At 68.2% G+C, this 17,713-nt stretch carries 17 protein-coding genes; 3 read left to right on the forward strand and 14 right to left on the reverse strand.

What is annotated here, in order from left to right; genetic code table 11:
* Entirely contained in the window at positions 1–954 is a 954-nt protein-coding gene (locus BX604_RS20265; protein ID WP_098552370.1) for a LysR family transcriptional regulator, read from the forward strand.
* A gap of 42 nt (positions 955–996) precedes the next feature.
* Here the strand turns inward: BX604_RS20265 and BX604_RS20270 are convergent, their stop codons facing one another.
* Positions 997–1,368, reverse strand: a complete 372-nt coding sequence (locus tag BX604_RS20270; RefSeq protein ID WP_098552371.1) for an MAPEG family protein — start codon at positions 1,366–1,368, stop codon at positions 997–999.
* A 303-nt stretch (positions 1,369–1,671) separates the two neighbouring features.
* On the opposite strand from BX604_RS20270, the gene alr reads away from it, so the two are divergent.
* The gene (alr, locus tag BX604_RS20280; protein ID WP_098552373.1) at positions 1,672–2,793 is read left to right on the forward strand and encodes an alanine racemase; all 1,122 of its coding nucleotides are present in this window, start codon (positions 1,672–1,674) and stop codon (positions 2,791–2,793) included.
* Positions 2,794–2,964: 171 nt separating this feature from the next.
* Here the strand turns inward: alr and BX604_RS20285 are convergent, their stop codons facing one another.
* Positions 2,965–3,759, reverse strand: a complete 795-nt coding sequence (locus BX604_RS20285) for an enoyl-CoA hydratase (protein WP_098552374.1) — start codon at positions 3,757–3,759, stop codon at positions 2,965–2,967.
* A gap of 184 nt (positions 3,760–3,943) precedes the next feature.
* Positions 3,944–5,395, reverse strand: coding sequence for an MFS transporter (locus BX604_RS20290; RefSeq protein WP_098552375.1), 1,452 nt, complete (start codon positions 5,393–5,395; stop codon positions 3,944–3,946).
* 122 nt (positions 5,396–5,517) lie between these two features.
* Here BX604_RS20290 and BX604_RS20295 point away from each other — a divergent pair, with 122 nt between their 5' ends.
* Positions 5,518–6,399, forward strand: coding sequence for a LysR family transcriptional regulator (locus BX604_RS20295; protein WP_179894850.1), 882 nt, complete (start codon positions 5,518–5,520; stop codon positions 6,397–6,399).
* A 229-nt stretch (positions 6,400–6,628) separates the two neighbouring features.
* On the opposite strand, the gene BX604_RS20300 is transcribed toward BX604_RS20295, so the two are convergent.
* From BX604_RS20300 to BX604_RS20350, 11 genes are all read right to left on the reverse strand, one after another.
* Positions 6,629–6,994 carry a response regulator gene (locus BX604_RS20300; RefSeq protein ID WP_060238818.1) on the reverse strand — a complete coding sequence of 122 codons (366 nt, stop codon included), beginning with the start codon at positions 6,992–6,994 and terminating at the stop codon, positions 6,629–6,631.
* A 36-nt stretch (positions 6,995–7,030) separates the two neighbouring features.
* Positions 7,031–7,990 carry a chemotaxis protein CheX gene (locus BX604_RS20305; protein WP_098552377.1) on the reverse strand — a complete coding sequence of 320 codons (960 nt, stop codon included), beginning with the start codon at positions 7,988–7,990 and terminating at the stop codon, positions 7,031–7,033.
* Positions 7,991–8,012: 22 nt separating this feature from the next.
* Positions 8,013–8,597, reverse strand: a complete 585-nt coding sequence (locus BX604_RS20310) for a hypothetical protein (protein WP_098552378.1) — start codon at positions 8,595–8,597, stop codon at positions 8,013–8,015.
* On the reverse strand, positions 8,594–9,334 hold the full coding sequence (locus BX604_RS39920; protein WP_306668220.1) for a methyl-accepting chemotaxis protein: 741 nt from the start codon (positions 9,332–9,334) through the stop codon (positions 8,594–8,596). The genes BX604_RS20310 and BX604_RS39920 overlap by 4 nt, the downstream gene beginning before the upstream one ends.
* A gap of 2 nt (positions 9,335–9,336) precedes the next feature.
* The gene (locus tag BX604_RS20320) at positions 9,337–11,730 is read right to left on the reverse strand and encodes an MCP four helix bundle domain-containing protein (RefSeq protein ID WP_098552379.1); all 2,394 of its coding nucleotides are present in this window, start codon (positions 11,728–11,730) and stop codon (positions 9,337–9,339) included.
* 396 nt (positions 11,731–12,126) lie between these two features.
* On the reverse strand, positions 12,127–13,137 hold the full coding sequence (locus tag BX604_RS20325; protein WP_098552380.1) for a succinylglutamate desuccinylase/aspartoacylase domain-containing protein: 1,011 nt from the start codon (positions 13,135–13,137) through the stop codon (positions 12,127–12,129).
* 31 nt (positions 13,138–13,168) lie between these two features.
* Complete coding sequence (locus BX604_RS20330) at positions 13,169–14,362, reverse strand: pyridoxal phosphate-dependent aminotransferase (RefSeq protein ID WP_098552381.1); 1,194 nt, start codon at positions 14,360–14,362, stop codon at positions 13,169–13,171.
* A 52-nt stretch (positions 14,363–14,414) separates the two neighbouring features.
* On the reverse strand, positions 14,415–15,110 hold the full coding sequence (locus BX604_RS20335; RefSeq protein WP_098552382.1) for an ABC transporter permease: 696 nt from the start codon (positions 15,108–15,110) through the stop codon (positions 14,415–14,417).
* A gap of 49 nt (positions 15,111–15,159) precedes the next feature.
* The gene (locus BX604_RS20340) at positions 15,160–15,876 is read right to left on the reverse strand and encodes an ABC transporter permease (RefSeq protein WP_098552383.1); all 717 of its coding nucleotides are present in this window, start codon (positions 15,874–15,876) and stop codon (positions 15,160–15,162) included.
* Between the two features lie 48 nt (positions 15,877–15,924).
* Positions 15,925–16,722: a transporter substrate-binding domain-containing protein gene (locus tag BX604_RS20345; protein WP_098552384.1), complete on the reverse strand. Its 798-nt coding sequence runs from the start codon at positions 16,720–16,722 to the stop codon at positions 15,925–15,927.
* 102 nt (positions 16,723–16,824) lie between these two features.
* Entirely contained in the window at positions 16,825–17,631 is an 807-nt protein-coding gene (locus BX604_RS20350) for an ABC transporter ATP-binding protein (protein WP_098552385.1), read from the reverse strand.
* Between the last annotated feature and the right edge of the window lie 82 nt (positions 17,632–17,713).

Below are 17,713 nucleotides of genomic sequence, written 5' to 3' on the forward strand. Positions count from 1 at the left end.
ATGTCGCACCTTCCTCCCCTCAGCGCATTGCGTGCTTTCGAGGCGGCCGTCCGCCTCGGCGGATTCGCGCGCGCGGCGGCCGAGCTGAACGTGTCGACCAGCGCAATCAGTCACCAGATCCGCGCACTCGAAGAATCGCTGGGGGCGCGGCTGCTCGAACGCAGCACCGGGCTCGGCGGCATCAGCCTCACACCGGCGGGCGCCCGCCTGCTGCCGGCCGTCAGCGACGCGCTGTCGAAGCTGACCGACGCGTGCGCCGAGATTCGCGGCACCGCCACGCAACGGCTGACGGTGTCCGCCAACGCACCGTTTTCGTCGATGTGGCTCGCGCGCCGTCTCGCCGAATTCTCGTCGCTCCACCCTGACACGCCGTTGCATGCCGTCGTGGTCGACGACGAACCGGACTTCGCGCGCAGCGGCGTCGATCTCGCGATCGTGCACGTGCCCGCGCATCGGCTGCGCGCCGACGACGACATCCTGATCCGGGAAACCGTGTTCCCCGTCTGCAGTCCCGAGCTGTTCCCGTACGCATCGGGGTACGTGTGCCGCTCGCGGCTGCTGCAGGAGATGCACGAGGACAGCCCCGAGATCGACTGGCGCAACTGGGCGTCGGCGTTCGGACTGCCGGGAGATTTCGAAACGAAGATCGTCCGCTACAGCAGTTTCAGCCAGGTGATCGGCGCGGCGCTCGGCGGCGCGGGCATCGCGCTCGGCCGCGTGCCGCTGATCGAGCCCGAACTGCGCAGCGGCCGTCTCGTGCCGCTGGTGCCGGGCCTCGCGCGCGATGCGTCATGGCGCTTCGTGCTGCGCCGCAATCCGTCGACGCGGCACCGGCTGCTCGAACCGTTGATCGCATTCCTGCGCCGCGAAGCGGATGCGCCGCCGTTCAATGTCGCGAAGATCGTTGCGCCCGCATCCAACGACAGTCATGCGCGCGGCGCGGGCGGCGCATGACGGGTCGGCACGCGAAGCCGGTGCCGGCGGCCCGTCATCGCGTCACGGCGTAGCGAAGAACAGCGCGACGACGCAGGCCATGCCGGCGAACCACACGAGCGAGCGCAGCGACGCCCAGTTCAGCAGATACATCAGCGCATAGACGACGCGGGTCGCGACGAACGCCATCGCGAGCTGGTCGACATGGTGCGCGTTCGCGCCGTTGTGCCATGCCACGACCAATGCCGCGGTGAACAGCGCCAGCGCTTCCCACGCATTCTGATGCACGGCCTGCGCCCGGGCGCGCCAGCCGGCGAGCTTCGCCAGGTACTCGCGCGGCGCATGATTGTCGTAACCCTTGCGGGCCTTGGCCAGGAACGTCATCGGGAACGGCAACAGCGCCACGATGAACAGGCACAGCTGGGACGTCGTCATCACAGTCTCCTCCTTTATGATTACATTGCTCAATGACATAATCGCCGGAAGCTTAGCATTGCGCCGCGCCGATCGCGCACCGGTTTTCTAGACGGGAGACTCGGCACCGGCGCCCGTCGGAAGCCGCGATGACGCTGGTCCGACGCCAAAAATTCCACCAAATCATCGACAAATACGTTAATTAAAACTGGTCGAACACCAATAAGATAGCGCTCAACACTGGCTCGACGCGTTAGCGCGCGAGCCTGCCGACCCGAACCGCGCCGCCGCGCGCACCGAACGACTTTCGACCCGAGTCCGCCCATGCCCCGTCCCATCGTCGCCCACATCCGTCCTGACGCCATCCGCCACAACCTCGACTTCATCCGCCGCACCGCCGCGCAGTCGCGCGTGTGGGCCGTGGTCAAGGCCAACGCATACGGTCACGGCATCGAGCGCATCTATCCGGGCCTCGCGGCCGCCGACGGCATCGCGCTGCTCGATCTCGACGAAGCCGTGCGTGTGCGCGAGCTCGGCTGGGACAAGCCGGTGCTGCTGCTCGAAGGGATCTTCGAGCCGGCCGACGTCGAACTCGCCGATCGCCACCGGCTGACGGTGGCCGTGCACTGCGACCAGCAGCTCGACCTGCTGATCGCGGCGAAGCCGCAGCAGCCGATCGACATCCAGCTCAAGATGAACTCCGGGATGAACCGGCTCGGCTACCGGCCTCACGCATTCCGCGCCGCGTGGGAACGCGCGGCGAGCGCGCCGTCGATCGGCAAGATCACGCTGATGATGCATTTCGCGAACGCCGACGAAGGCGAAGTCGACTGGCAGCTCGAGCAGTTCGATGCGGCCACCGCCGGGATTCCGGGCGAGCGCTCGACATCGAATTCGGCGGCCGTGCTGTGGCATCCGCGCGCGCATCGCGACTGGGTGCGGCCCGGCACGATCCTGTACGGCGCATCACCGACCGGCGCGGCGCGGCACATCGCCGACACGCCGCTGATGGCCGCGATGACGCTCACCAGCAAGATCATCGGCGTGCAGACGCTCGCGCCGGAAGAAACCGTCGGCTACGGCCGCCGCTTCACGGCCGACCAGCCGATGCGGGTCGGCGTCGTCGCATGCGGCTACGCGGACGGCTATCCGCGTCACGCGCCGACCGGCACGCCGATCGCGGTGGACGGCGTGATGACGCGCGTCGTCGGCCGCGTGTCGATGGACATGCTGACCGTCGACCTGACGCCGTGCCCGAATGCAGGCATCGGGTCGGGCGTCGAGCTGTGGGGCGATCAGGTGAAGGTCGACGATGTCGCGGAAGCCAGCGGCACGATCGGCTACGAGCTGATGTGCGCGCTCGCGCGCCGCGTGCCGGTCGTGATCGTGCCGCCGGGCGCGTCGACGGTCGAGCCGGCGTTGCGCACGGGCAGCTACGGGCGCTAACGTACGCAGGCACGCAGGTCGCGGATGCGGCGACACGCTCGCGTGTCGTTGCGCATCCGGATCTTCAGGATTCGTTCGCGGGCCGCTCTGTTCACGAGCGGCCCGTTCGTCTTGACGACGCTTGATGACGCATGCGGGATGCCAGCCCCGCTGACGCGCCTGCGCGATGCGTCACGAACGCCACGTCGGCTTGCGCTTCTCCAGGAACGCGTCGATCCCCTCGCCGGCATCCTCTTCCATCATGTTGCGCGCCATCACGTCGCCCGCAAACGCGTACGCGTCGTCGATCGGCAACTCGCGCTGCCGGTAGAACATCTGCTTGCCGTAACGCACCGCCGCCGGGCTCTTCGCGACGATCTCCGCGACCTTGCGCGCGACGGCCGCGTCGAGCGCATCCTCGGGCACCGCTTCGTTGACGAGCCCCCACGCGGCGGCCGTCGCCGCATCGACGAAGCGCCCGGTGACGAGCATGTCGAACGCGCGCTTCGTCGATACGTTGCGGCTCAACGCGACAGAAGGCGTCGAACAGAACAGCCCGACGTTGATGCCCGATACCGCGAAGCGCGCGGTGTCGGCCGCGATCGCGAGATCGCACGCGGCGACGAGCTGGCAACCGGCCGCCGTCGCGATGCCGTGCACGCGTGCGATCACCGGCACCGGCAATGCGCGCATCGCGAGCATCACGCGGCTGCATTGCGCGAACAACGCGCGGTAGTAATCGAGTTCGGGCTTGCTGCGCATCTGCCGCAGGTCGTGGCCCGCGCAGAACGCCTTGCCTTGTGCGGCGAGCACGACGCAGCGCACCTTCGGATCGGCGGCGAGTGATTCGAATGCATCCTGCAGGCTCGCCAGCATCGCCTCCGACAGCGCGTTGAACTGCTGCGGCCGGTTCAGCCGCAGCGTGACGACGCCGTCGCGGTCTTCGCGCAACAGGATCGGCTCGGGTGTCTCGTGACTGGATTCCATGATGCTCCGCTCGACGGGGTTCGATCGGGCGCGAACAGGCAGCACGGGCAACCCGCGCCCGGGTTCGCGATCGACATGATCACGAATCGTCCTCCACATTGCGTGCGACGTCCAGCGGGGCCGACTGGCGCTCATTCGAAGCAGACCTGTGCGCGCCCGGATGACGAAGCGAGCGCCGCGCGCGTCACGCCTGCCCGTGCGCCCGCTTCGCGATCCGCGCGCCGGCCATCAGCGCGACCAGCGCCGCCACCGCATAGGCGGCGAAACCGAGCACCGCGACCGCGCGCAGCGCCGCCGCCAGATTCGGCAACAGCATCGTCGCGGCGCCGGCGAACGCGACGCCGAGCAGGCTGCCGGCCTGTCGCGCCGCATTGAGAAATCCCGATGCGACACCGGCCGCGTCCGCCGGCACCTGTTCGAGCACGGTCGCGATCATCGGCGGCACGGACAACGCGGTGCCGGTGCCGAACGCCGCCATCGCGGCCCACGCAACGGGCCACGGCGCACGCATCGTCAGCGCAACCGCGAGCGCCGGCACGGCGCACGTGGCGAGCACCAGGCCACCGGCCATCAGCTGCGTCGCACTGGCCCGTCCGTGCAACTTGCCCGACAGCACGTTGCCAAGCGACAAGCTCAGCACGAGCGGCAACAGCATCAGCCCGGTCTGCCGCGCATTCAGCCCGACGCTGCCATGCAGGTACAGGCTCAGGATGAACAGCAGCGCGAAATAGCCGACATAGACCAGCGTGCCCATCAGATTCATCGCAACGAACACGCGATTGCGAAACCACGCGAGCGGCACCATCGGATCGGCGCTGCGCCGCTCGACGACGATCAGCACCGTGAAAGCGAGCGCCGCCACCAGCAACGCGGCCAGCACGTCCGTCGCATGCAGGCCGCGCGTCGGTATTTCGATCGCGGCGAAGCACAGCGCGCCGAGCGCCGTCGCACTGGCGAACTGGCCGGCCCAGTCGAAGCGGCGCGCGGCACGCCGGCCCGACGCGCGAACCTGTATCGCCGCGCCGATCAGCGCCAGCGCGCCGGTCGGCACATTGACGAGGAACGCGCTGCGCCAGCCGAAATCCTCCACCAGGACGCCGCCCAGCACCGGCCCGACGGACGCCGCCACCGACGCGATGCTCGCCCAGACCGCGATCGCCCGCGCCCGCTCGGCCGGCACGTCGAACGTATTGCGCACGATCGCGAGCGACGCGGGCAGAAACAGCGCCGCGCCCACGCCCTGCACGAAGCGCGCGGCGACGAGCGTGGTCACGGACGGCGCGAAGCCGCAGGCCGCCGACGCCAGGACGAACAGCGCGAGGCCCGCGAGATACGCGTGCTTCGCGCCGAACCGGTCGGACAGCACGCCGCCGGCGAGGATCAACGCGGCGAAGCTGAGCGTGTACGCATCGACGATCCATGCGAGCCCCGCGACCGTCGCGCCGAGGCTCGCGCGCATCGCCGGCAGCGCGACGTTGACGATCGTCGAATCGAGTACGGCCATGAACATCCCGATCGCGACGAGCGCCAGCGTGAAGCGACGTTCGCGCGCGGTCGGCCGCCCGGCCGTCACCGTCGGTGCGGCGACGGATGCAGGGGCGCGGGCAGAGGCGCAAGGGGACGTGCAATCGGTCATGAGAACTCCGGGTTGATGCCGTGAGTCTAGGAACCCTGCACGATGCAGAAAAGTGGTAATTTCGCATCATCCTGATGCAGATATGCATCGCCCCCTTCTTCCCGACGAGACCGCCGATGCGCCTGAACTGGGACAACGCCCGCTTCTTCCTCGCGCTGGCCCGCGCGGGCACGCTGCGCGGCGCGGCGACGCAGTTGAACGTCGACCAGGCGACCGTCGGGCGCCGGATTGCCGCGCTCGAGGACGAACTCTCCGCGCGCCTGTTCCTGCGGACGCCGGCCCTCTATGTGCTGACGCCGGCTGGCGAAGCGCTGCTCGAGCCGGCGGAAACGATGGAGCGCGCGTCGCTCACCATCGAGCGGCGCGTGATGGGCTTCGACGAGCAATTGGCTGGCTCGGTACGGATCGCGACCACCGACTCGCTCGGCAAGCGCTTCGTGGTGCCGGCCATCGCGCGCCTGCGGCGCAAGCATGCCGGCATCGACGTCGTGTGCGTAACGTCGGCCGAGATCGCCAACCTCACGCGTCGCGAAGCCGATCTCGCGATTCGCACGCTGCGGCCGGAGTCGCCCGACCTGATCGTCCGGCGGCTCGGACATCTCGAAACCGGTATCTACGCGTCGCGCCGCTACCTGGCCGAGCGCGGCGAGCCGGTGCCGGGCAGCGCGTTCGACGGCCACGATCTGGTGATGTATCAGCAGCCGGTGGTGCCGACGATGTGGGAGGCGCTGTGCGGCGAGCCGACGTCACGCGGCCGCGTGATCTTCCAGACGTCGTCGACGATGATGCTGGTCGAAGCCACCGTCGCCGGGCTCGGCGTGGCGGAGCTGCCGTGCTTTCGCGCCGACACCGAACCGGAACTGGTGCGGCTCATGGCACGGCGCTGCAATCATTTCGACGTATGGCTCGTCGCACATGCCGATCTCTACAAGACCGCGCGCGTACAGGCCGTGATCGAGGCGGTCGTCGACGAATTCGCGTCCGCCGCGCCGGCTGCGCGCTGAGGGCCGTTCAAGGGCGGCGGCGCCTTCGCGCGCGGTCAGGCCCGCGCGCGTCGTGAACGCGATCTCCGGATGACATGCGCCCGCGTTCAGTCCGGCACGACGGCCGACATCCGCAGGTACTCGCCTGCGTCAGTGCAACAGGTGCAACAGGCGCCACGGCCGCACAACCCGAACCGCAGCGTTGAATGCGGAACGTGAACCGGTTGCAGGGCCGCTCTCGTCGCGCGTGTCAGCCGGCGAGCTTCTTCAGCGCGTCGAGCACCGCGTCGCCCTTGAACGGCTTCACGATCCAGCCCTTCACGCCGGCGGCCTTGCCGCGCTCCTTCATCGCCGGGCTGCTTTCGGTCGTCAGCATCACGACGTTGACCGACGCGTTCGCCAGTTCGCCGCGGATCTTCTCGACCATCGTCAGGCCATCCATGTTCGGCATGTTCACGTCGCTGATCACGAGGCGCACGCCGGGCGTCGCCTTGAGCTTCGCGAGCCCGTCCTTGCCGTCCACTGCCGTCGCGACGTCGAGCCCGTGATTGCGCAGGAAACCCGCGACTTCGTCGCGCACCGTGCCCGAATCGTCGACCACCAGAATCTTTGCCATACCTTCTTCCCCTTTCGTCGTTGCCGACTTCAATATTCAAAACAGTTCGAGTTCGCCCGATTCGACCATCGGCCCCACGTCCTGCACCGATTCGCGGAAATCCTCCGGCGACCAGCTCAGGCTGAACACGAAGCGCTGGTCGAGCTGCACCGACCGCCCCGATGCCGGGTCGGTCATCCGGTACTTGAAGCAGAGCTGCGGGCAATCGCCGCCGAACGAAATGAACTTCTGCTTGTGATTGACGACCAGCGGCACCTGCACCGGATGGCGGGCCAGTGCCTCCGCGTCGCCGAGATAGCGGTTCTTGAATGCGCCCCACACGAGGTTGGTCAGCTCGCCGAGCACGCTGTTCACATCACGGAAATCGGGCGCGCGGCCGTCGTCGCGCGTGCCGCCGATCATGTCGAGCAGCGGCTGCTCGCTCGTCTGCAGCAGCATGTAGCCGCGGCACCATGCACTTTCCAGCGCGATCAGGCTGAACACCTCGCCGAAGATGATCTGGTCGCGCACGATGCACGGCGTGTCGCGCTCGATCGCGAGGCCCGGGAACAGGCTGTCGAGCCGCGCCTCGGTGATCTCCGCGATACCGCGCACGAGCGCATTCGGGTAGTCGCGGCCGAACAGGTATTCGTCGATCGCGCGCTTGAGCGGCGTCAGGTCGTCGCCGACATAGGCCGCGCATGCCACCCGCGCAAGGGCATCGGGCAGCCCGTCGTGCGAGGCGGAAGACGTGCGGCGCAGGATGATCGGCAGCTCCGGGCGCAGCGCGTCGATCTGCGTCGCGATGATCGCGCTCTCGGCCGGCGAGCCGCCGTAGTCCTCGGCGAGCAGGATCGCGCCGAGGTCGATGTTCGAGCGCAGCACCTTCAGCAGCCGGTTGCGCCGCACGGTCAGGCCGACCAGGTTGTGCTCGTCGCAGAAGCGCTTGATCGTCGCGGCATGCTCGCGGCTCTCGTCGAGCACGAGCACCTTGCTCACGGGTTGGTCTTCGGTCATCTCGCGAAATCCTCGCAATCAATCAAAACAGTTCGAGCTCGCCGCCCGTATCCACCGCGGCCGCGTCGGGCACGTGGAAATCGACCGGCGCGTTCGCGCAGACGCACAGCGTCGCGCCGATCCGCACGTCGCCGCCGAGCGTCATGTCGTACGCCGCCACGTGATCGGGGTTCAGCGCCGGCAGGTAGTCGATGCTCGCGCCGCTCAGCAGGTACGGCGTCGACATCCCGAGGTCGGGAAACGGCGCGATCAGCGCCTGGTTGATCGCGCCGCAGCACAGGTTCGCGATTTCCATGAAGGCTTCGGGCAACGGCCGTTGCGCGCTCGCGCCCGGCGTCGCGGCGGCGAAATGGCGGCGCGTCGCATCGTCGTCGCGAAAGCGCAGCGCGAGCAGCAGCCGGAAGCGCAGCGCCGAGATCGTCAGCACGGCAACGTGCTCCGGCACCTTCGGCGTCGAGCGCGACTTCGCGCGCGACGGCTCGTGGGATGCGCCGTATGTGTCGTCGACGACCGGCCGGATCTCGCATGCGCCGCCGGAGGCGAGCCGCGTGCGCGCCGCATCGAAGAAGATCCGCTCGAAACCGGCCCGGGCCTGCGCACTGATCACGCCGCCGCTCCTTCGAGACGCGCATGCAGTTGCCCCGCGAGCGTCTCGACGGTCGCGAGCGCGGCCGTGATCATCTTGCCGCCGGCCTGGATGTCCTGGAACGTCGCGGCCGTCACGAGATCGTTGCGGTTCAGGCTGTCGCGATAGCTGTTCGACAGTTGCTGCGAGCGCGCGGCAAGCCCGCGCACCTCGCTCGCGACGATCGAGAAGCCGCGTCCGGCAGTGCCCGCGCGCGCGGCTTCGATGGATGCGTTCAGCGACACGATCGACACGTGCGCGACGATCGCCGACAGCTCCTGGTTCTTCGTGCGCATGTCCTGGTTCTGCGTGGTCAGCGAGATCATCTGATCGTGCCAGCGCTCGAACGTGGCGGCCAGCCCGCGCAGGCGCGCGGCTTCGTCGGCGAGCTTCGTCGCATGCTGCGACAGCACGGCACGCTCGGCCGCGAGCGCCTGCAACGCGTCGCGCTGCTCGCCGGCGCCGGCCGTTGCGTGCGCGAGCGCTTCCTCGAGCGCCGCTTCCCGCCGCGCCCATGCATCGGCCGCGTCGACATGCGCGGCTGCCGCGTCGTCGGCGCGCGCATCGGCCGCGCCGAGCGCGTCGCGCAAGACGGTTGCTTCACGCGTCATCGCCGCGACGAGCCGTGCGCGCGCCATCCGCCACACGATCGCGGCGAGCGCCGCGACCACCAGGCCGCCGGCCAGCGCGGCACCGATCGGGATCATCCACGCTTGCACGGTCACTCCGTTGCGGCGGCGTTCGCGTTCGCGACGCCGGCCGACACGTCCGCGGCTTCGTGGGCACTGCCGTTCGCTGCAAAGCGTTCGGGCAGCGACACGACCGTCTGGAATGCGCGATACGGCGCGCCGACGCAGTCGTCCGTGAAGCGCAGCGCGATATCGCCGCCGTCGCGCTTCAGGAAGTTGCGCACCGCGTCCATCCCGACGCCGCGCCCGGACACTTCGGTCACCGCGCGCGCGGTCGAGAAGCCGGGCCGGAAGATCAGTTCCGCGACGGCTTCATCGGACAGCGTCGTTGCGTTGTCGTCGTCGATCCAGCCGCGCTCGCGTGCGATACCGCGAATCCGGTCGAGCGCGAGGCCGCGACCGTCGTCGCCGAGCACGAAGCGCAGCGCGCCGTGCTCGACGTCGACCGCGATGTCGATCGTGCCGGCCGGCGCCTTCCCTGCCGCTCGACGCTCGTCGGACGTTTCGATGCCGTGGTCGACCGAATTGCGCAGCAGGTGCATGAACACGTTCTTCAGCGTCGCGGCGATCTCGCTGCGCACGCGCTGGCCGTGGCTGTTGATATGCACGACGGGCGCCGGCTTGCCGAGCTCCGCCGCGAGCGACGGCAACGACTCGATCACGCCGCCCAGCGTTTCTCCGATACCCTGCGTGCCGAACTGGCTCAGCAAACGGCGCACCGAATCGCGCGCCGCGTGCCAGTCGCCCGCGTTCGCCGGATCGGCGCCGTCGAGCATGCGCAGGCTCTCGCTGATGTGCGCGCGTTCGACCATCAGGTAGTCGGCGCCGCCGTGCTGCGCCGGTTCGCCATTGCGGCCGAGCGTGACCGCGTTGATCGTCGCGTAATGATCGACGGCCTCGCGCACGCGGGACAGATCGTCCATCAGCGCGTCGCGGTTCCACTCGGGGCCGCCATCCGCGCGGCGCAGCGACTCGTATGCCTGCTCCGCTTCATGGACGATGTTCGTCAGGTGCTGGAGGCTGTACGTGCGCGCATTGCCCTTGATCGTGTGCATGTTGCGGAACAGCGCCGCGACGATCGAGTGATCGGCGCGTTCGTGCTGGCGGATCATCCGCTCGTTCTCGCTGAGGAAGCCCTTCGCGCTGTGCACGAAGTCGTGGAACTTGTCCTGGCTGATCGACAGGATCTCGCCGATCATCTCGAGGCGGCGCTGCTGCTCGCCGGCCTGCGCGGTCAGCGCGCGGATCTCGGTCACGTCGCGCACGCACAGCATCAGGCGCGCGACCGTATCGGTCTCGTCGGTGATCGCCGACCAGCTCAGGTCGAGCCACTTCTCGCGGCCGTCCGGCATCCGCTTCGCGACTTCGTTGACGAGCAGGTGCTCGTTGAACGCGAAGTTCATGCTGTCCTCGCCGAGACACGCATGCACGGCCGCATCGACCTGCGAGCGCGCGTCCGGGCCGATGCTCGAGTCGTCGAACACGAGCGCCATCAGGTCGCGTCCCGCGATGTCGTTCGTCTCGAAGATGGTTTCGAGGTACGCCGAATATTCCGCATGCACGACGCCGCCTTCGACGACGGTCAGGATCCCTTGCTGCATGTTCTGCAGCATCGCCTGGATGTCGGCCGTCTTCTGCTTCAGTTGCGCGGCGTTCTCCTGGATCTTCTCGATCATCCCGTTGAACGCGACGATCGAATGGCCGATCTCGTCCATCCGGCCCACCGGCACGCGGCGCGTGAAGTCCTGGCTCGTCGCGATCTCGCTCATCATCGTCTGCATCCCGCTCAGCGGACGCGTGATCTGGCGATACAGCACGAAGCCGAGCGCGGTCAGCAGCACGACGACCGTGCCGGCCACACCCGCGATCGCGGTCGCCGTGGTCGACAGCATCCCGTTCAGCGCGCGGATCGCGTCGTCCTTCTGGCGATTCTTCTCGACGCGCAGCGTGTCGACAATGCTCTCCAGTTCGTCGCGATACTGCGCGACGTTCGCGAACAAGTAAGCCTGCGCCATCTCCGGCTTGCCGTCCGTCTTCATCTTCACGGTGTCGTCGATCGCCGAGAAATAGTTCGTGGCGCTATCCTTCGCCTGCGTGACGAGGCCTTCCTGCGCCTGCCCGACGGCGGACTTCGCCTGCGTGTCGAGCGCTGCGCGCAGCGCGCCCTGCTTCGCCTTCAGCTCGTCGCGCGCCTGCGCGGCGGTGTTCGCATCCGGCGCGTAGATCAGCGTCATCGTCGCGATCTGGATGTTCTTCACGTCGGCGACGAGATCCGCCGATGCGAGCGCGCTCGGCACGATTCCCTGGGTGACCTGACGCACTTCGGATGCGCTCTTGCGCGTCTGGTACACGGCGTAGACGCCGATCGCGGACAGCGCGAAAAACGTCAGGACGACTAGCAACGTAATGCGATGACGGATGGTCATGAGTACCGCTCCCCGCAGCGATCCGGCTTCGATCGCTCCTTGGCCTGTTGAAAGAATATGAGCGGCGAATTATCGGGGATGGTGTATGACTGTCCGATGACCGAAAATCAATCGGTCATTGAGAAAATCGCAATGATTAATTGCAACGGGAAAAAGCTAAAGTTTTTCGGGAATTTGCCGTTAACCTCTGGCCCGCCTTGCTCCGCCGGGCTTCCCGGCCGACCGAGCGCGTCGAATTGCGGATATTCATTCTTTTATTCATGATCCGCCAACTCAATCCGGTCGAACCCCGGTAAAACGTTTGCGCATTATCCGCGAACCGGATTCTTTCCGAATGCCTTTATGCGGGACGGCGACTCGAATACGCAGGCTGTCGCCGACCCGCGCACGTGTCGCTCAGGGATCGAGCGCGCCGCCCGACCACCCGGCCGACGGTCGCGACCCCGTCAGCTTCAACGCGACGTCGCCCTGTGCGACCAACCGCTCGCGATTGCGCGTGACGATGCGCCCGGCCTGCGGCGCGACCAGCACATGCTCGCTGCCGGGTACGCCCGGATGCGCGACGATCCGCGCAATGCGTTCGCCGGCCTCGACCGTCGCGCCGAGTTCGCGCTCGTACACGAGCACGCCCGACACCGGCGCCAGCACCGTCTCCATGTGCGCGATCGGCACGGCCTCGCCGCGCCATTCGTGTACGCCGGCTGGTTCCGCGATCACGCCGCGGCCGCGCAGGAAGGCAAGCAGGCCGTCGGCGTCGCGCTCGGCAAGCGCGTCGGACACGTCGGATTGCCCGCGCAGCTCGACGGTCGCGACGAGCCGCTCGCGCAGCCCGCCGCTGCGCGCCCAGTGCGAGGCGATGGCGCCTTCGAACGCGCCGTCGTCGTCCTCGTCCCACAGGATCGCGACGTCGGCATCGAGCGCCGCCGCGAGATCGCGGCCCGCCGGCCACAGGTCGCGGTGGAAGTACACGTACGGCAGCGCGTCGGAATCGGTGTGCAGGTCCAGCACGATGTCAGCGTCGCGTGCGGCGTCGAACAGCGTGCGCTGCCACGCGGCGAACGTCGTCGCGGGCCGGCGCGCCGCGGCCGACTCGTGGAAATGCCGGTTGAAATTGCGGTGCGTCGCATCGTGGAAGCGGCCAAGGAGCCGCCCTTGCCGGAACTGCGCGAGCCCGAGCGGGTTCGCCTGCGGCACGATCGTCACCGTGCCGCGCAGCACGCCCCGATCGTGCGCCGCGCATAGTTGCGGCAGCAACCGGTGCAGCACGAGCATGCCGGCGATCTCGTCCGCATGCAGCCCGGCCTGCAGATGCACGCACGGCCCGTCGCCGCCCGACAGCCGCCACGCACGGATCGCGAGCGGCTGCCCGCCATCGCCCGGCACCTGCCATGTCAGCGTTTCGATCATCGTCCGTTCTCCATTCGAAGCCACCCGTCCATCACGACGCCGCGCGCGAATCCGCGCTCAGGCTCGCGACGAATACCGCGATGCGCTCGCATGCGTCGGCCAGCTTCGCATCGTCGACGACGAAGCCGAAGCGCACGAAGCCGGATGCAGTATCGCCGAATGCGCTCGCATCGAGCAACGCGACCTGCTTCGCGCGGAACAGCCCCCACGTGAACGCGTGTGCATCCAGCCCCGTGCCGCGCACGTCGACCATCATGAACATCCCGGCCTCCGGCAGCAGGCAGCGCAGCCCCGGCACGTCGCGCAGGCGCGCGTAGGCCAGGTCGCGGCGGCGGCGATACAACTCGCGCATGTCGGCGACGATCGCCGCCTTGTTGTCGAGCGCGGCGACAGCCGCCTGCTGGATGAAGCCCGGCAGCCCGTACAGCATGCACAGCGCGAGCCGCTCCGCGTGCTCGATCAGCTCGGTCGGGCCGATCGCCCAGCCGACCCGCCAGCCCGGCATCGCATGCGACTTCGACAGGCTGCCGATCGTCACCGTGCGCCCGGCCATCCCGGGCAGCGCCGCGATGCTGACCATGTCGCGCTCGAACGTCAGTTCCGCATAGACCTCGTCGGACACGACCCACAGGTCGCGCTCGCACGCGAGCCGCGCAATCCGTTCGAGATCGGCGCGCGGCATCACGACGCCGGTCGGGTTGCACGGCGTCGCCAGGAAGATCGCCTTCGTGCGCGGCGTCACGGCCGCTTCAAGCGCCTCGAAGTCGAGATGAAAGCCGCGCGACGCGTCGACGGGCACCGGCACGAGCGTCGCGCCCGATGCGCGCACGCTCGCTTCGTACGTGAGGTACATCGGCTCGGGCACGATCACCTCGTCGCCCGCTTCGCACAGGCACATCGCCATCGCGAACAGCGCGTTCTGCGCGCCGGCCGTCACGATCACGTGCTCGGCGCCGACCGGCTGCCCGGACGCCTTCGTGTGCTCGCGTGCGATCGCTTCGCGCAGCTCGGCGCGCCCGCGCACTTCGCTGTAGTGCGTATCGCCGCCGCGCAGCGCGGCGACCGCGCGCTCGACGATCACGTCGGGCGTCGAAAAATCCGGATCGCCGACGCTCAGGATGATCGCCGGCTCCCCCGCCGCGACGGCGCGCTGGGCCGCGTAATGAATGTCCCACGCGGTCGTGCGCTTGCCCTGCAGGCGATCGACCAGCTTCGAATAGTTCATGCGTTCTCCCTCGCGCGGCGCCCGGGCGGCGGCCGCGCCGTCAGTGGTTCGTTCAACGCGGCATGCGCACCGGCACACGCCGCTCGAGCCGGCCGAATGCGCGTTCGATCACGAACGCCAGCACGACGTAGATCACCGCGATCGCCAGCAGCGGCTCGTAGGTCCGCAGCGTTTGCGCACGAATGTAGTTCGCGGCGCCGAGCACGTCCATCACCGCGACCGTCGACGCGAGCGCGGTCGATTTCAGCAGCATCACCGTCTCGCCCGCGAGCGTCGGCAGCAGGATCTGGATCGCGCGCGGCAGCCACACGCGCCGCGCGATCATCGACGGGCGCATCCCCATCGCACGCGCGGCCTCGATCTCGCCCTTCGGCACGCCGCGCAGGCCCGCGCGCAGCACTTCGCCGACATAGGCGCCGACGCTGATCACCAGCGCGAACGCGACATACCAGAAGCCGTCGCGCAGGAACGGCCACAGCACGCTGTCGCGCAATGCGGGCCAGCCGGCGAACAACGAGCCGACGCCGTAGTAGATCAGGTAGATCTGCACGAGCAGCGGCGTGCCGCGGATCACCTCGGTGAACGCCTTGCTGACGCGCGCGACGACCGGATTGGCCGACAGCCGCGCGAACGCGACGGCGATCGCAAGCGCGAAGCCGAACACGGCCGAGATGACGAGCAGCTTGACGGTGGTCAGCACGCCGAGCAGCAGCAGCGACCCGTAGGAGGACAGTACGCTCAGATCCATGACGTTGATCCGGTTCGGTCGAAAAATCCGTGGGAAGGCGCGACGCGGTTCACGAGGCCGGCATCCAGCGGCCGAAACGCCGCTCGATCTCGCGGAACAGCATGCCGGACAGCGACGTGATCGCGAAGTACACGGCCGCGACCATCAGGTAGTAGTGCATGTACTCGCGCGTCGAGCCGGCCGCCTGCTTCGCGGTGTAGAGCAGCTCGCTGTAGCCGACCACGCTGATCAGCGCGCTGTCCTTCACGAGGATCAGCCACAGGTTCGTGAAGCCGGCCAGCGCATACGGCGCCATCGCCGGCAGCGTCACGCGCCGGAACACGAGTGCGGGCGATGCGCCGAAGGCACGCGCGGCCTCGATCTGCCCGTACGGGATCGCGAGGATCGCGCCGCGGATGATCTCGGCCGCGTACGCGCCCTGCACGATGCCGAGCACGATCACCGCCGCGGCAAAGCCGTTGACCGCCACCGGCCCGACGCCGATCGCCGTCATCAGCAGGTTGATCGCGTCGGTGCCCGCGTAATAGAGCAGCAGGATCAGCAGCAGTTCGGGCACCGCGCGGCACACCGTGGTGTAACCCTGCGCGAGCCGTTGCAGCACCCCCACGCCGGACAGCTTCGCGGCCGCACCCAGCAACCCGAGCACGATCCCGACGACGAACGCGCCGAGCGAAATCTCGAGCGTGACGCCCGCGCCCTGCAGCAGCGCGACGCCCCAGCCGTCCGGGTCCATCCCCAGGTAGCTCACCCATCCCCAACCGTCCATGCGTCCTCCTGTTCCGTGCGTGGCGCGCGTCGGCGCGTGTCCGTGCGATCAGTGCGGCCAGAGGTCGATCGGGAAGTACTTCTTCGCGATCTGCGCGTACTTGCCCGATGCGTGCAACTGTTCGAGCGCCTGGTCCATCTGCAGCTTGAGCGGTGCATCGGCCTTGCGCATGCCCGCACCGACGCCGTAGCCGAAGATCGCCGGGTCCATCTTCACGCTGCCGGGGCCCTTCAGCTCGAACGCGGAACCGTCCTTCGACTTCAGGAAATCGAGGATGCCGAGCTGGTCGAGATACATCGTGTCGATACGACCTGCGACGAGGTCCGAGTTGCAGTCGTCCTGCGTGTTGTACAGGCGCACCGTCGCGTTCTTGCCGTATGCCATCTTGATGAATTCGGCGTTCGCGGTGGAACCCTGCACGCCGATCACCTTGCCCTTGAGGCCGTCCGGCGTCAGCGTGAGCTTCTGGTTCTTCGCGCCGACGAACGTACCCGGCGTCTCGTAGTACGGCCGCGAGAACGCGATCACCTTCTGGCGCTCCGGCGTGATCGACATCGAGTTGAAGATCACGTCGATCTTGTCGCTGAGCAGCGCCGGGATGATGCCGTCCCACGCGACTTCCTTGATCTCGCACTTCGCCTTCATCTGCTCGCACAGCGCGCGGATCAGGTCGGCCTCGAAGCCGCTCCACTGCCCGGTCGGGCTCTTCATCAGGAACGGCGGATACGGCTCGGCGGCGACGCCGAAACGCAGCACGCCCGACGACGCGTGCGCGGAACCGAGCGGCGCGAGCGCCGCGAGAACGAAACTCAACAGGCACAGCAGACTGCGTACGACGCGTTTCATGGTCGACTCCTTGCGGGAAAGATAGGGATCGGTGCGACCGGCACCAGGCTGCCGGTATCGGCCGGGCCGCCCGTGCAGGCATGCGCGGGCCGTACCCGCGATTCAGTGGCGTTGCCGGTGTGCGTTGACGAACTGGCGGCAGCGCTCGCTTTGCGGCGCATCGAAGATTTCGCACGGGGTGCCGCTCTCCTCGACACGCCCTTCGTGCAGGAACAGCACCTTGTTCGACACGTCGCGCGCGAACGCCATCTCGTGCGTGACGAGAATCATCGTGCGGCCTTCGCACGCGAGATCGCGGATCACCTTCAGCACTTCGCCGACGCGTTCGGGGTCGAGCGCGGACGTCGGCTCGTCGAACAGCATCACCTTCGGCCGCATGGCCAGTGCGCGCGCGATCGCAACGCGCTGCTGCTGGCCGCCGGACAGGAAGGCGGGATAGACGTTGCGCTTGTCGGCGAGGCCGACGCGCTCGAGCAGCTGCTCGGCGCGCGCGATCGCTTCGGCGCGCGGTTCGCGCAGCACGTGCACCGGCATCTCGATCACGTTTTCGAGCACCGTGCGATGCGCCCACAGGTTGAAGCTCTGGAACACCATGCCGAGGCGCGTGCGGATGCGCTCGACCTGGCGCGGATCGGTCGCCACCGTGCGACCCTTGCGGTCGACTTTCAGCCCGATCTCCTCGCCGTCGACGACGATGCGTCCGCGGGTCGGCGTCTCCAGCAGGTTGATGCAGCGGAGCAGCGTGCTCTTGCCCGAGCCGCTCGCGCCGATCAGCGAGATCACTTCGCCTTCGTGCGCGCTCAGCGACACGCCCTTCAACACCTCCAGCTCGCCGAACCGCTTGTGCAGGTCCGTCACCTGCACGCGTTCCTCGATGGCTGTCTTCACGCTCTCCACCCGCGCCAACATGCTGTCTCCTGTGTCGAATTCTCACGCCCGTCCCGTGCGGGATCGCGGCGTCTTGTTGAATGGCCGACCAACCTCATGCGGA

Source organism: Burkholderia sp. JKS000303 (assembly GCF_002563755.1).
Classification (GTDB): domain Bacteria; phylum Pseudomonadota; class Gammaproteobacteria; order Burkholderiales; family Burkholderiaceae; genus Burkholderia; species Burkholderia anthina_B.

Coding starts and splice junctions, on each gene's coding strand:
- BX604_RS20265 (WP_098552370.1), top strand. CDS start 1: ATGTCGCACCTTCCTCCCCTCAGCGCATTGCGTGCTTTCGAGGCGGCC.
- BX604_RS20270 (WP_098552371.1), bottom strand. CDS start 1,368: ATGACGACGTCCCAGCTGTGCCTGTTCATCGTGGCGCTGTTGCCGTTC.
- alr (WP_098552373.1), top strand. CDS start 1,672: ATGCCCCGTCCCATCGTCGCCCACATCCGTCCTGACGCCATCCGCCAC.
- BX604_RS20285 (WP_098552374.1), bottom strand. CDS start 3,759: ATGGAATCCAGTCACGAGACACCCGAGCCGATCCTGTTGCGCGAAGAC.
- BX604_RS20290 (WP_098552375.1), bottom strand. CDS start 5,395: ATGACCGATTGCACGTCCCCTTGCGCCTCTGCCCGCGCCCCTGCATCC.
- BX604_RS20300 (WP_060238818.1), bottom strand. CDS start 6,994: ATGGCAAAGATTCTGGTGGTCGACGATTCGGGCACGGTGCGCGACGAA.
- BX604_RS20305 (WP_098552377.1), bottom strand. CDS start 7,990: ATGACCGAAGACCAACCCGTGAGCAAGGTGCTCGTGCTCGACGAGAGC.
- BX604_RS20320 (WP_098552379.1), bottom strand. CDS start 11,730: ATGACCATCCGTCATCGCATTACGTTGCTAGTCGTCCTGACGTTTTTC.
- BX604_RS20325 (WP_098552380.1), bottom strand. CDS start 13,137: ATGATCGAAACGCTGACATGGCAGGTGCCGGGCGATGGCGGGCAGCCG.
- BX604_RS20330 (WP_098552381.1), bottom strand. CDS start 14,362: ATGAACTATTCGAAGCTGGTCGATCGCCTGCAGGGCAAGCGCACGACC.
- BX604_RS20335 (WP_098552382.1), bottom strand. CDS start 15,110: ATGGATCTGAGCGTACTGTCCTCCTACGGGTCGCTGCTGCTGCTCGGC.
- BX604_RS20340 (WP_098552383.1), bottom strand. CDS start 15,876: ATGGACGGTTGGGGATGGGTGAGCTACCTGGGGATGGACCCGGACGGC.
- BX604_RS20345 (WP_098552384.1), bottom strand. CDS start 16,722: ATGAAACGCGTCGTACGCAGTCTGCTGTGCCTGTTGAGTTTCGTTCTC.
- BX604_RS20350 (WP_098552385.1), bottom strand. CDS start 17,631: ATGTTGGCGCGGGTGGAGAGCGTGAAGACAGCCATCGAGGAACGCGTG.